This window comes from Paramylibacter ulvae, from assembly GCF_014652655.1.
Lineage (GTDB): Bacteria > Pseudomonadota > Alphaproteobacteria > Rhodobacterales > Rhodobacteraceae > Amylibacter > Amylibacter ulvae.
Genome location: NZ_BMZF01000001.1, coordinates 541,930 through 555,506 on the forward strand (window position 1 = coordinate 541,930; position 13,577 = coordinate 555,506).

The following is a 13,577-nucleotide window of genomic DNA, read 5'->3' on the forward strand; positions in this document are numbered from 1 at the left end:
CATTGCGATTCAATGCGTGTATTTACGTTGTAAAAGTGTTTATCGTTACCCGTAACTGGAGAGTTAAAGATTGAAAAATGCGCGTTAAGCACTAAATATCTGTGGATACACAAAAGGAAATTATATGACGGACTTTGCCCAAACTATCGCTGAATCTCAGAAACAAGTTAAAGAGTCTCAGGCAAAAATTGCCGAACTCTCGTCAAAGATTGAAACGGCACGCGACAAGTTAGAAAGCGGCCAAGATATTTCCATCGACATCGAAAACGCCACATTGGACGATGTGCATTCCCATTCCGAAGCGATGAGCGCAAATATTGCCGAATTGATCATGGGATTGGACGATGTCACCGCTGGGTTTAGCCAGGATTTTGATGCGATGCGCACCAAATCTGGTTGGGAAAAATTCATTGGTGTATTTTCAAAACAACGCTCAGAAAGCCTACGCCAAGAACGCATGCGTACCGCATCAATCGATGAAAAGCTGCAAGATTTGATTTCAAAATCCGACACAATCACACAATTATTGGAAGGGCAGTTGAACGTTTTGAACACGCATAAAGAGCGGGTCGAAACAAACCTAACGACCACACTTTCCGAACGCGAAGCGGCCGTTGGTGCATTGGAAGAGATCAAACAAAAACTACTGGCGATGGATCCGTCCATCATTGAATTGGAAAACAAAATTTCCGTTGAAACCGATGCGGCCAAACGCACCAAATTGGAAACGCAACTGGCCAAAATTAACGGTGAATTCAACGCCTTGGCACAGCAAGAACAAGTAAAACTTGCCGAAAGCCAGACATTGGAACGTTATATCGAAAAAGGTAAATCTTGGGTCGATAGCTTGCAAAACCAAGCAGCGACGCAAATGGTTTTGATCAATAAATTGCAAACGGATACCAAACAGCGCGTTGTGTTATACGATGCCTTGACCAAATCATTGAAAACCGCGCAACAACAAGACGTTGCACATCAAATCAATGAAATCGGTGTCGCAACCGACCAAGAGGCACAATCCGCCATGGCGGCAATCGGTTCTGCAACCAACCAACGCATGGCCGAGATGATGGAAAAACACGAAGACCACATGGTTTTCGCGCGCAAAGTGTTGGAAGAAAAAGCAAAATCCGATGAACGCTTTGCCCGTCGGTTCGAACAAATCGTCGAAAAACATGACAAAAATGCATACGGGGCGTGAACAACGCCCCCATTGATTGTGTCTGGATAAATGCGCGCGTTTCTCGCCATTCGCGCGGGTTTTGATCACAAAACACAGGTTTTGGTTTCTGATACTTCATCTTTGCAAAGGTGGTATTCAAATTAAGCATTTGAAAAATATGAAAGAATAACAAACGACGATGAAAACAGACTATACTTTTGATCACAAAGTTCTGGAAGGCGCCTCCGCCACACGGCGTTATTTCGCGAAATTTGAGCGGATCATTCAACATATGATCCAAGTATCAAAAGTATCCCAATCCGAAGGATCAATCAGCGAAACCGATGCAAACATATTAGAAACCTATCTTGTTTCGCTATCAAACACATTCACCGCACTTTCGTATAAATTTCTGATGGCGAACCGCGTTGGCGATCATTCCAACCGATTGTTAAGCATTGATAAATCCGACAGCGGCTTTCCCATATTTCAAGAATTGCTTCAGATGGCGGCAGACGCATTACAAGCGCCGACACATCTGAAATCGCTACCAACACAAGATCGCCTTAAACAGCAAATGATCACACATATTTTGCGTGAAAAACAGCATCCAACCAAATTACAATACGCCCTATCGCAACGGATTTATTACGAATATTTGCAACGCGGCGAATTGTTCCTGTCACAAAATGATCCACAAGCGATTTGGATCGGTTCTGACCAAGACGATGCGCGGCGGCGATTTTTGGTGCATTGGGCAACCTATGATAGCCAAACAAACCTGCCTGCGATTTATTTGATGGAGCTAGAGGATTCGGGGCGCAAGGCACTGCCTCGCGACGAACGCCGATGGCCACGCGTACAAAGCCACCTGATGGCGCAATCCATATCAGAGCTGACATTGTTAACGATTGCGCGTGGATTTGATCATGACTTTGATGATCTGCACCCGCGGCGTCTTCGCCGTTTTCGCATCGGCCCAATGTATAGCCACGCATTCACCGAACAACACGGCCCCTTGCGCGATATTTTGTCAGAGGCGAGCGGCGAACCTGGATTGGATTGGGCGTTATCATGGCGCGTTGAAACGCTGAAATCACAATCAACCACGCAGGAAAAAACAGGTTTTTTCAGTTCGGCAGAGCGCCAGATTTATGATGTCGATAAGGATCGGTTGGGTATGCAAGGTTTGACCGATTATCACCAATCACTGTTGCTGCCCCATCGTGCATATCAAGTGATGGAAGAAAAAAATCTGCCCAGTTTGAAGACCACGCGAAAATATGTGTTGGGCAAACACGGCGAAGTCCTAAGCTATTAAAATATAAGAGAGGTTTCATGTCGAACGCATCTGACTTGATGGAATTAAAAGAAGACCTAATCCGCGAAAAATACAGCGCAAGCGAAGGTTTGCTGGATGGGTTCGACCACACCCCGCGTTTGGCAAAAAAAACCACACCGGCCCCTGCCCGTGAAAAATCCAGCGGCATCGGCACACGTCGTCGATTTCGATCAACCACACCGGGTTTGGTCACGCAAAGCACCGCGCGCCCAGACGGCGTTCATATTGCCGCGCGTATTTTGTCAACAGATGATGACGATCCGCTGACCAGCCCATTACAAGCATCAATTATCGTTGGATTGCGCCGCGCCTTGGCCACCGCGATGTTAGTATCCGATCAATATAGCGATCAAACTGAGCTGACCACATTGATGAAAGAAAACCTTGGTGGTCGTTTGGCCGCTGCAAAAAAGGCGGAATTTTCCGAATTATTGGCAGCATCTTCGCTGATCTCGCTGCATGTGTTTGCGAATATGGCGGGGCATTTGGTGTCACTTGCATCCCCTAAATCGCCCGAAACCACCGTCGATATCAATGATGTCGAAGAGGTGTTAACCGATAACCCACAATTGGCATTATCAGGTGCGCTTTGGGAATTGGACCAAGACATTGCGCTGTTTGCTGACAGCCCCGAAAAATTGGCACAGGTTGTGCATGCGTTTTGTGAAAAACTTATGGAAAAGGTGGCGTTACGTGCGGCCAATACCCCGCGTCTGGAGCCATTTTCCAACGTCAATTACCGTGTTGAGGCCGATGATTTTGAGGTGAACGGGTTCACGCCCACCACTGCGGCGAAATCAACCAAGCTGACCATGACGTTTAAAAAACCAAACGAAGTTGTCGGTAATCACATCGCAAAATATCAATCGATGAAGCTGGCAAAAATGCTGATGGCATATGATTTTGATCGCAAGCTGAACCCGTTTGCCGAACTGGGTGGGTTTATTTTCACATTCATGGGCGATGGTAAACCCGGTACGGGTAAAACCACGCTGATCCAAATGATGGCGGGTTTGATCAACGATTATTGTGCGAATGCGGGCTATGCGTTTCGCTATCAAAACCTGTCCACCGATAGCATCGACAGTTACCAAGGCAAATCAGCGCAAAACGCGAAGGCATTTATCAAAAATGTCATTGACCCCAAGGTCATTGGATTTGGCACAATCGACGATATCGATCAACTGGCAGGTAAACGCGGTGATCGCCAATCGAGTGCGGGACAACTGGAAATCACCGCCGTTTTGATGGAAAGCTTTGCCGGTGCCAACACCGTGGTGCGGGGCAATTGTACGTTTGGGATGTTTTCAAACTATCCCGAAAATGTCGATGATGCGTTGCGCCAGCGCGCAGGTGCACGTTTTTTGGTGGATGGCCCCCAAACCCGCGAAGATTATATTGATATTTTGCATCTGCTGATGGGAAAAAATCACGATATTCCCGTTGGCAAACACACGTTATTCGAAGCCCAACAAATACAAAAGGCCGTGGCCGCATCATACGAGAGCCACGCACGTCCGCATGAACAGGGTTTGATGAATGTATTTGATCGCATCAACCACGAGATCGGCGCATTGGACACGATTGCAAAAATGGGCACATACCTAAAGGGCATCCAAGAAGCCGATGAACGGTTCACGGGGCGTGCCATTAAAAACATCACGGATGCGGTCAAAGTCCGCGCCATGGATTTCGAGCTGCCTGATGAGTGGATGGAGGACACAAGCCTGTTCTTGACGAAGGATTACGACACCAAAAAATCCATGATCAGCGAGCTTGCCCAACCCATCACCGTGGAAATGGTGATCCAAGAAATCAACCGCTATGCAGATTCAGAATTTCGTTACGCCGATAAATCTGACGAGGTTGCGATTGAAAATATGGTCCGCGATTTTGGCCGCAACGAAGAAGCCAAACGGCGATATTTGGAGGGGAAAGGTTGAACAATCAGAAGTATTTTCCTTGTCATAAAACAAGCGTTTTGCACGGGTTTACCGCCCCACTGTGCTATAAATCGGTGGGCCCAACTCCATGATGCGTCTTGTCAAAGCTGGACTTATGTTTGGTAATCTGGTGGAGGTGCGATCCCCCGCATTAATCGCGCGATATAACCGTGCGTTGAAACATTTGACAGGCAAAGAAACCAAGCTTTCTGAATTTCATGTTGATATATCGGGGTACTCCCCTGAAATTGGTGATGAATTGGGGGATATTTTATATCTTAACCCCAACGGCTGTAACCGCCAGTTTATCTTGCTGACAACGGATCAAAAAACCGCGCCTTTGTTAAATGCACAATTTTCCAGTTCGCGCAGCATTTTGCGCAATTTCATCACCACCAATGAAAAACAACTGTTTGCGCTCACCGCGCGCGAGGCCGTGGCGGGAGAATTGATGAATTCAGTATTCAACGTCGACCACCCACGCGATTTATTAAAAATTCAACATATTGAAGTCGAGGCTGACACGGTGCAATCCCATGTGGCGGATGGGCAGAAACTTCAAAAAATGTTGGATACATTCAACACGCAACAGGATGCTTGGTGGGATGATGTGTTGATTGCCGATATGATCGAAACCGCAAAAATCGCGGGCGATATCAATCGCAATCCGATCAATCTGGAACAGCGCGAATATGCGCAAACCAATTACCACACCCAACATTTTGGCGGCGTCTACATTTTCCGTGATCTGGAAAACCCTACAATGATCGCATCGCAAATATCCGATCAATTTGACGATCTGCCAATTGATCATGTGATTGATATCAATAATCGCAATGATGTCGCAAAGTTTTTGACACAAAACGAATTGGTCGAACCCATTGTGAATGCGAAATCGATGGATGTGGCGGCGGTGCTGCTTCAGAAAATCGATTTCATTGTTATAAACGTGCTCGCGCAAAAATTGCCGTCGATTTCGAATATTACACGGCGCGATATTCGCCGTTTGATCCAACAATATGGCGATGAAATGCCCGCTGAATTTGATGGCTTGATGGATTTATACCGCTGGTCTGCTGCGGGTGGAAAATGGCCACATATCACATCAGATCATCCTGCGTTTTTCTATACCCTACGCGCCACAAACCATGGCGACAAAGATTTGGTGAATGCGTTGTTGGCACAGCTAACCCCAATGGATTTTCGTACGCTATTTATCTGTCACAAGGAATTATTTTACGCAGCCTATCGCAATTGGCCAGACGCCAAGAAAAACTATGTCGTGCAGTTTTTAGAGGCCGAATACCAAATGGATAAAGAAGGTGCTCGCGAAGCGCTGTTTGGCAACGAGCCAGAAATGAAAGAAGATGACGCAGACGCAGATGACATTGAAACCATCATCCGCCGTGTCGGCCCATGGGGCGCAGTAAGGAATATGAAATGATCATATGGGTGCGTAATTTTGTTCTGATCTTCGCAATTTTGAGCGTGGTTTACCTGATATTATCGGCGCATTATGCGCGCAAACAGCGCAGAAAATTGAAAGACCAACACAAAACGATCAAGCAAGATCAACCAGAGGATGAATTTATCGCACACGGCATGATCAAATATCGCAGATCGTTGAAACCAAAATTGATTTTTTGCGTCTATTTGGTGCCATTCGTATTGATGGCAATCCTAATTTATTTGGCGGCCTACGCTTAGGGGGGAAACATGCAAGCGCTTAAAATACTGACCCTTGCGGTTCTGACAATTATCGTACTTGGCTTTTTGCATTACACGTTGCCCGGGCGCGATGTGGTGCGGTTGGTGGGTACGGATGTGAAACGCATGGACGTGGGGCGATATGCTGTGTTTTGGGCAAATCCAGATGCGGGAACCAACCAGAATTTTACACGTGATGTGCGGTTTATCAATGCGGTAACACCATCGGGAAAGGCCAAGGTTTATCGCAACGAAGATACTGATTGGTCTTGGCCGCCCTATCTGAAATTTGACAGTGGCAATCTTTCCGCTGAGGTGCAAAATCTGACACAGCAACGCGATACTTGGGTTGCGGTCACGCATTACGGTTGGCGGGTGAAATTATTTTCGATCTTTCCAAATGCCGTCAAAATTCGCCAAGTCGAGGGGCCGAATGTGTTTTTGATACCTTGGTTTAACATCGCAATTCTTGGGCTGTTGGCGGTGATTTTGTTCGTGGTTGTGCGAAAGTTTCGTCAATTCAAAAGGCGCCGCATCACCCCTGTGACCGATCACATTAGCGATGTCGCCGAAAGCATTGGCGATTATGGCGATAGCGTGCAACATTCCATCAATACGAAACGCGCGGGCATTTCCGGTTGGTTTCGCCGCTGGTTTGGCACCACCAAGCCGCGATAATCACACACACTACCCCTTGCGATCGCGCACCAATGCTGTGCCCGCATTGGCAGGTTTTCACCCTATGGAATTTGCTCGGCCTTCACAAATTCTTGACGCAAGCCCATGATGTTGATACAATCATAGCACGAATTTCAGAATATATTTACAAAGACATTTGCACCAGCGAGGTATTATTATGAGACCTCAATTGATTACCGTGTTACTGACTCCGCTTGCCATTTGTGCATCCTTTGCACAGGCTCAAATCGATCAATCTTTTGTTGATCGGGTTGGTTGCGTACAATGTCATGGCACAGAAAATCGTACCAATGGCCCCAGCTTTGAACAAATCGCACGGCGGTATCAAATCAACGATTTGGACCGCACGCAATTACAAGACATAATTTTAAATGGCGGCAAAGGTAACTGGACCGAGATCACCGGTGGGTTAACCATGCCGCCCTATTCCAACCTGTTATCACGCGCAGAAATTGACGCGCTGGTTGATTGGATTTTGACACAAGGACAGTAAATTCCAGCGAAAGAATAAATCAACTGCATTTTATAAGGTGTTCCCATGATTTATACTGTTTCGAATAATCAGACCAAAACGATTGCCAATAAAACCTGTGCCGATTTTACGTGCCTTGCCCGAGCGGTCATAGCCATATTTCTGGCCTGCATTTTATGGCTGTTTGTGATGGTGAACACATCAGATGCCCAATCATTGCGCGTATTACGACAAGGTCTTGGCGATGGCACGGTGAATGGCACAGGGATATCTTGTGGCAGCGATTGTAATGAAAATTTTGGAGTCAATACGGCGGTAACGCTGACGGCGAATGCGTCAACAGGATTTGAAATTGAATCATGGGGTGGAGATTGCGCAGCCACGGGCACGGGCGCAGGAACCGCAACAGGGACATGTAGCGTGAATGTCACCGATGTAAGCTCTGTTCGGGTGAAATTTTCACCGATCATCACGCTTCCAAGCCTGACCGATCTTACACCTGCTGGGATCGAAGCATTCTTATCCAACCCAGCAAATAGCGCGATTGACACCCCTGCAGAATTCATCGCCGCCCTCACCCCTGATTTTCGTCAAAACTGGTTGTTGATGGTGCGCTCTGAGAGTCTGCAAACAGGAATTGCATCCGCGCCGCGTATCTTGTTGCCAAGCCAAGATTCCCGTGCGGTTTTTACGATTGGGATGATCGAGCATAGCTCTTATCCTGGTTCACACCCCAATGCGATTGAATATATGCAATGGGACGAAGTTGAAAAAAACTTTCGCTTTCACGAAATTATTTTGGGTTCGATACCCGCGTTGGGTGATGTGGTTAAACGCACGCCCGGGCAACCTGATGTGATGCGGTTTCCTGCGCGTTCGCGGGGCGTTTCACCCGATGATGAAAAATGTTTTGCCTGTCATTCCACGCGCAACATTTTAAACGACGCCGCGGGTGCAACGCCCGGCACGGATGGGATACCGCCAGGATCCATTCCGCATAAATCCAAACCCAATTGGGATACATACGACAGTTGGGGCGGATTGCTCGCGTTTAACCGCGACCGATTATATCAAGGTTCGGTCGAGGTTGCCGCGTTTCGAAAATTATTCAATCCATGGACATGGCAAGACAACGACACCGCGCGCGCAATCATGGAACAATTGGATCTGCAACCCGCTGGTGTGCCCACAAATCATATCATTACCCGCAACACCGCAGGTGGTGCCAATGACGGGCATATTTCATTTTCCTTTGACGCAGGTGCCATTGTCACCCAAGAACCAAAAGAAGAGCTATCACCCACGCCATCGCAAAATGGATCCAGCAATTATCAATTTGATGGTGCGCCCAGAACGGGTGGCAATACAGATTACGCACGCGAAGGCGAACGTGTGACGCTTCACCATTCAACATTTGCTGGATGTCTTGGCGGCTGTTCGGCAACCAGTGACGAAGGACGCGGCGTTGATTTATTCGATGAATTGTTCGGGGTGTTAAACCCCGTGCGTGTCGCGGACGAAGTCGCAAATCATAGAGTCGCAACGGGCTCCGTTGAATTTGATGCCAGACCATTGGCATTGGCCATTGCGCAACGCTGTTTTAGCGTGGCAGGCGGTAACGATGTCACACAGACCCAATCGATTTCAAGCAACCCTGCCTTATCGCCAGCGGCGCAGGCGGCGTTGACATTTTTCAACCAACGCCATGCGGTGACCAGTTTTGATGAATTATTCGATGATACCCGATTGCGCCAAGCATATATGCCATTACGAAAGGCGGATTTGCAAAAACTTACACTGGATCGCACGATTGATCCCTATGCTTTTGATCCAAACATTGGCACCCCACCACCACCACCCGCGTTGATTGACGGGTTGGTTCAAACCTATGGTGGGGACACAGAATTGTTCAACCCGAACAGTGGCCCATTGGATTCAGCGGGTATGTTGGAAGCATTACGCGCAGAAGTATTTCGCCGCACCCCAAGCGGCAGCCAAGCCGATTCAACATTGATGGGTGGCATCTATGTTGATCGCGAGGTTTTGGGAACCGCTCCTCAAATGGCGCTGTATCGGTATTTCTTGGAACCACTTGGTATTTCCGTTGATAAATGGTCGATCGCGGTGCGTGGGCGTTCCAGAACCTATACCATGGCTGATATTTTCATGGGGCGTTATGACAATGCCATTGCGGGGGAAATAAAACCGCAGCTTGGTTTGGACGGCTTGGGCACAACCGACACCTGTGCGGCGGTGATCCCAATGGTCGAGGCGAGCCTTGCACCAACGGTTTTACCCGACGCGTCGGGTACAGGTGCGATGCCAAAATTCACCGATATTCAGCGCATTTTCAACAAAAGCTGTATCGAATGCCACGGTGGTTTGGGCTATCCCCCCTATCATTCCTATCGCCCAAATCCGAGCGACCCTAATGATTTTGACCGCCATGAAATCGAGCTGAATTTTTCCGAAAACAAAGATCCCGCGCCGGGTGATCGACGCTTAACGCGATCGTGGCAACATGCATCGGCAAATCCGACCTATTTGCTTAATCGCATGACCGATGGCGGGCTTCTTGATCATCCATATAATCCAGATGAACCCTATAATTTGTCCAATCCTAACGATTTAAGCGATCCAGATGTTCTGGATGAAAGTTGCCCATATGGTTTGATGCCATGTGGCGGCCCCCCGCTCAGTTGGTCTGACATCGAAACCTTTCGCCGCTGGAGCGATGGCGGCGCAACCTATTCCGAGGGCGACCCACATATTCGCACCGTTGACGGCACCAATTACGATCTTCAAACCGCGGGTGAATTTGTATTGCTACGCGATGAGGGTTTCGAATTGCAAGCACGCCACACCCCTGTCACAACGGCGGGTCCATTGGGGCCAAACGCATACACTGGGTTATCAACCTGTGTCAGCGTCAACACCGCCGTCGCACTGCGTAGTGGTGGGCAACGGATCACCTATCAACCCGCGACCCGTTCGGATTCAAATGACGACGACGACGTTCAACGCGTCAAACCGGGCACACTTGTTTTGCGCATAGATGGAAAATTGGTGGCACTCGGATCAGAGCCAATCACATTGGCATCTGGTGGGCGCATTCGCCAAACATCAAGTGATGGCGGCATACAAATTGAGCATCCTGGTGGAACCGTGGTTGTGGTAACACCTGGATTTTGGACGCATCACCAAATTTGGTACATGAATATCAATGTGCGCAAAACCCGCGCAACGGACGGTATCATGGGTAACATTGCACCGGGAAATTGGCTTCCAGCATTGGCGAATGGCACACATCTGGGCGTGCGCCCCAGCGATCTGGGACTGCGTTATCAACAGCTATATGAAACATTCGCAGATTCATGGCGCGTTGATAACACAACCAGCCTGTTTGATTATGAAGCAGGCAGAACCAGCGCCTCATTCACCAATCAATCGTGGCCAGCATTTGCGCCAAACAATTGCGTTGCACCACCCATTGCGGGTGGCTCGCCAAACACCACCCCCCCTGTTGTGATCGAGGCCGCAGAGGCCACACAGCTTTGTGCGGAAATTGACGATACAGATCGGCGTCAAAACTGTGTTGCCGATGTAACGGCCACGGGGGATGCAAATTTCGCGCAAACCTATATCGCCTCTGCCGCACTGGAACGCAACGTGGGGCCAAGCGACCCTGTGCTTGGGTTTCCACAGGATTTAGATCAAGATTTGGTGCAACCCATCAAATTTACTTGGACAAAATCATCCGATGATGCGGGCGATGGTATCGGCTATCAATTATGCCTGTGGACAGCAGGGGAAATATTCGATTTTAACAAATGCACGGCGGTGTCAGAGCCAATATTCACAGAAAAAACCATACAATATTTCATCATCGTGGTTTTCCTCGTTCTATTGTTATTGTTGATTTTATATTTAACCGCACTGCGCCATAAACCACGCTTGCTATTGTTGATCGCATTGTTGCTGTTGTTGCCTGCGTTTATCATCGCAACTCTTGTTGGACGCAGCCCAACATTGAACGAAACAATAACATCGCTTGATCCGAACGAACGTTATTTCTGGCGCGTGATTGCACAAGATGATCAAGGTGCGATTGTGCTCAGTGAAACGCGCCAATTTAGCGTTGAATAGCGTTACGGCGCCTGCGAGGGGCTGGTCATCACCCGTTATTGGTATGTGCCCGCCCGTTTCAACGACGCATTCGGTGTTTGGTGGTGTCGTGGGTGCAAGTGTCGCGGCCGCAGCACTCATTTCCGCCATCGTGTTTTTTATCCTCAATGGGCTGAGCACGTGATGCAAACCCACAATGTGAACACGAAACAGGTTTATTCCGACCGCGTGTAAACACCCTGATAAGCCAAGAAATGTTTTAGCTTAGCCTACTTTTCAATAGGTCACCTGATTTCGCGAGAATTGGGTAACCTACCACGGAAAATCCGGCATTGATTTGTTTCAACGCGCGCAGCGTTTCTTGGTGAAGATTACTTGTCTCGATGCTTTCAACCAGACCTTCGCGCAATCTTCCGATGTGATATCGTTGCAGCTTTTGCTCCACCCGCCCCACCTTTTCCTTGGCCGCGATCAGTTCTCTTGCTTCTGCTGGGTTTTGATTCATCATGACATTCAATGCCAGTTGAATATTGTGTTGAACCCTGTCGAAAAAATTCCCAATCTCCTTGCGCCCTTTGGGGGAAAATTGCAGATTTTGTGAATCTAATCTTTTGGCAAGCCCCAGCATGATACGTGCAATAATATCAGATGCGGCGCCCAAGCTGGTTGAGGTCGCCGCCAGTTCCATGGATCGACGCCCCATATCATCGTCTAACCCCGACCGTCCCAAACGTGCCAAATAGAGCTTTAGATCAAGATGGGTTTGTTTAATCGCCGCATCCTGATCCAGAATAGATTGAGCGCTCGCGGCATCCCACGTATCATAAAGTGGTTCAACAGCGATCAACATTTGTTCGATTTTTTGACCCATGGTTAGCAATTCTCTTGCCGCACAATCTAGGCCGCGCTGCGGTCGGTCTAATGCCGAAGGATCCAACGCACTGGTCGGCAGCAAACCGTTATTTACGGCTGTTTTATCAACGACAAACTGTCCAACGAAAGTGGATACCATTCCAACAAAAGGAAGTGCTAAAATGGCAAGCAACAGATTAAATGCCAAATGAAGATTGATCGCCTGCCGCGCAGGTTCTGATCCTAGCCACTCCAACAGGTCTGGAAACCCAGCAATGAAAGCGGTGATGGCCATCGCGCCGCCACCGCGCAGCACAAGGTTCGCCACAACCATCTTTCGTGATGCGTGTGACGCCGATAGTGTCAACACATATGCAATCATCGCGCCGCCCAAATTGGCACCCAGCACCATCGCAGCGGCTGCATTCAACGGTAGGATGGATTGCCCAGCGAGCGTCACGAAAAGTAATATAGCAGCGACACTCGAATGAACAATCCATGCAAAACCTGCACCAATAACGAAGGCCGTCAAAAGATCACGCCCAAGATATCCCATCACCATTTGTGTTCCAGGATTTGCAACCATTGGACCAGTTGCTGCTCGTATCATATCAAGCGAGACAAAAATCAAGGAAAGACCAATCAGGATGCGCCCCACCTGTCGCGCAGTACTGTTTTCAGAACGCAAAAACAGCGCCACCCCGATTAACATCAAAAGCGGAACCAAAAAGGATTGCCGCACCAATAACAGCTGGGTCACAATGGCCGAGCCAACATCCGCACCCAATAATATTGCCAGTCCTGTTGCCGCTAATATCCCACCTTTCGTCACGAAGTTGGAAACAAGTACGGCAACGGCAGTAGAACTTTGCAAAAATATTGCGGCACCGATGCCCGACCCTGCGGCGATCAGACGATTGTTCGCAGATAGCCGAAACCAGAGCCGGAGCTGATTGGAAAAACCACGTTCGACACCAGTGCGCACTAATCGTACGGCCCAGATCAGCAAGGCAGCGGCACCAGCGATGCTTAGTAAAAAATTTATTAAACTATGATCGTTCAAATTACACTCTCTTGGTCAATCTAAAAGTTGATGCAGGTTTCAGAACTTGCGCCGAGGTCCCCAATTTCGATTACAGATAAAGCACCGCCGCATTCTGATTTGGCACGCTATCATCATATAATTGCGGGCTATATACCGTAAACTTTATGCCCCAACGGTTCACCTGTATTTTGATTATGCCACTTTCTTGAAATGTTGCAAATAGTTGTGAT

10 protein-coding genes are annotated in these 13,577 nt (G+C 48.3%); 9 read left to right on the forward strand and 1 reads right to left on the reverse strand.

The features are described from left to right. Window positions 1-124: 124 nt before the first annotated feature. The 9 genes from IE094_RS02690 (at window position 125) to IE094_RS15505 (ending at window position 11,634) form a co-directional block, all read left to right on the forward strand. The gene (locus IE094_RS02690) at window positions 125-1,201 is read left to right on the forward strand and encodes a coiled-coil domain-containing protein (RefSeq protein ID WP_189639016.1); all 1,077 of its coding nucleotides are present in this window, start codon (window positions 125-127) and stop codon (window positions 1,199-1,201) included. A 160-nt stretch (window positions 1,202-1,361) separates the two neighbouring features. Beyond that, window positions 1,362-2,483 carry a hypothetical protein gene (locus IE094_RS02695; protein WP_189639017.1) on the forward strand — a complete coding sequence of 374 codons (1,122 nt, stop codon included), beginning with the start codon at window positions 1,362-1,364 and terminating at the stop codon, window positions 2,481-2,483. 17 nt (window positions 2,484-2,500) lie between these two features. Beyond that, on the forward strand, window positions 2,501-4,447 hold the full coding sequence (locus IE094_RS02700; protein WP_189639018.1) for an ATP-binding protein: 1,947 nt from the start codon (window positions 2,501-2,503) through the stop codon (window positions 4,445-4,447). Between the two features lie 88 nt (window positions 4,448-4,535). After that, entirely contained in the window at window positions 4,536-5,891 is a 1,356-nt protein-coding gene (locus IE094_RS02705) for a DUF6638 family protein (RefSeq protein ID WP_189639019.1), read from the forward strand. After that, window positions 5,888-6,154 carry a hypothetical protein gene (locus tag IE094_RS02710; protein ID WP_189639020.1) on the forward strand — a complete coding sequence of 89 codons (267 nt, stop codon included), beginning with the start codon at window positions 5,888-5,890 and terminating at the stop codon, window positions 6,152-6,154. Before IE094_RS02705 ends, IE094_RS02710 begins: the two co-directional genes overlap by 4 nt. 9 nt (window positions 6,155-6,163) lie before the next feature. Continuing rightward, window positions 6,164-6,832, forward strand: a complete 669-nt coding sequence (locus IE094_RS02715; protein WP_189639021.1) for a DUF1523 family protein — start codon at window positions 6,164-6,166, stop codon at window positions 6,830-6,832. Window positions 6,833-7,010: 178 nt separating this feature from the next. Next, the gene (locus IE094_RS02720) at window positions 7,011-7,346 is read left to right on the forward strand and encodes a c-type cytochrome (protein WP_189639022.1); all 336 of its coding nucleotides are present in this window, start codon (window positions 7,011-7,013) and stop codon (window positions 7,344-7,346) included. Between the two features lie 45 nt (window positions 7,347-7,391). Continuing rightward, window positions 7,392-11,471 (forward strand): hypothetical protein, encoded by a 4,080-nt coding sequence (locus IE094_RS02725; RefSeq protein WP_189639023.1) that lies wholly within the window; start codon window positions 7,392-7,394, stop codon window positions 11,469-11,471. After that, window positions 11,464-11,634 carry a hypothetical protein gene (locus tag IE094_RS15505; RefSeq protein WP_229801971.1) on the forward strand — a complete coding sequence of 57 codons (171 nt, stop codon included), beginning with the start codon at window positions 11,464-11,466 and terminating at the stop codon, window positions 11,632-11,634. Before IE094_RS02725 ends, IE094_RS15505 begins: the two co-directional genes overlap by 8 nt. A 75-nt stretch (window positions 11,635-11,709) precedes the next feature. On the opposite strand, the gene IE094_RS02730 is transcribed toward IE094_RS15505, so the two are convergent. Then, complete coding sequence (locus IE094_RS02730) at window positions 11,710-13,365, reverse strand: Na/Pi cotransporter family protein (protein ID WP_189639024.1); 1,656 nt, start codon at window positions 13,363-13,365, stop codon at window positions 11,710-11,712. Between the last annotated feature and the right edge of the window lie 212 nt (window positions 13,366-13,577).

Excerpts from the sequence above, each read along its gene's own strand:
- IE094_RS02695 (WP_189639017.1), top strand. The coding sequence starts at position 1,362 with ATGAAAACAGACTATACTTTTGATCACAAAGTTCTGGAAGGCGCCTCC.
- IE094_RS02715 (WP_189639021.1), top strand. The coding sequence starts at position 6,164 with ATGCAAGCGCTTAAAATACTGACCCTTGCGGTTCTGACAATTATCGTA.
- IE094_RS02700 (WP_189639018.1), top strand. The coding sequence starts at position 2,501 with ATGTCGAACGCATCTGACTTGATGGAATTAAAAGAAGACCTAATCCGC.
- IE094_RS02710 (WP_189639020.1), top strand. The coding sequence starts at position 5,888 with ATGATCATATGGGTGCGTAATTTTGTTCTGATCTTCGCAATTTTGAGC.
- IE094_RS02690 (WP_189639016.1), top strand. The coding sequence starts at position 125 with ATGACGGACTTTGCCCAAACTATCGCTGAATCTCAGAAACAAGTTAAA.
- IE094_RS02705 (WP_189639019.1), top strand. The coding sequence starts at position 4,536 with ATGATGCGTCTTGTCAAAGCTGGACTTATGTTTGGTAATCTGGTGGAG.
- IE094_RS02725 (WP_189639023.1), top strand. The coding sequence starts at position 7,392 with ATGATTTATACTGTTTCGAATAATCAGACCAAAACGATTGCCAATAAA.
- IE094_RS02720 (WP_189639022.1), top strand. The coding sequence starts at position 7,011 with ATGAGACCTCAATTGATTACCGTGTTACTGACTCCGCTTGCCATTTGT.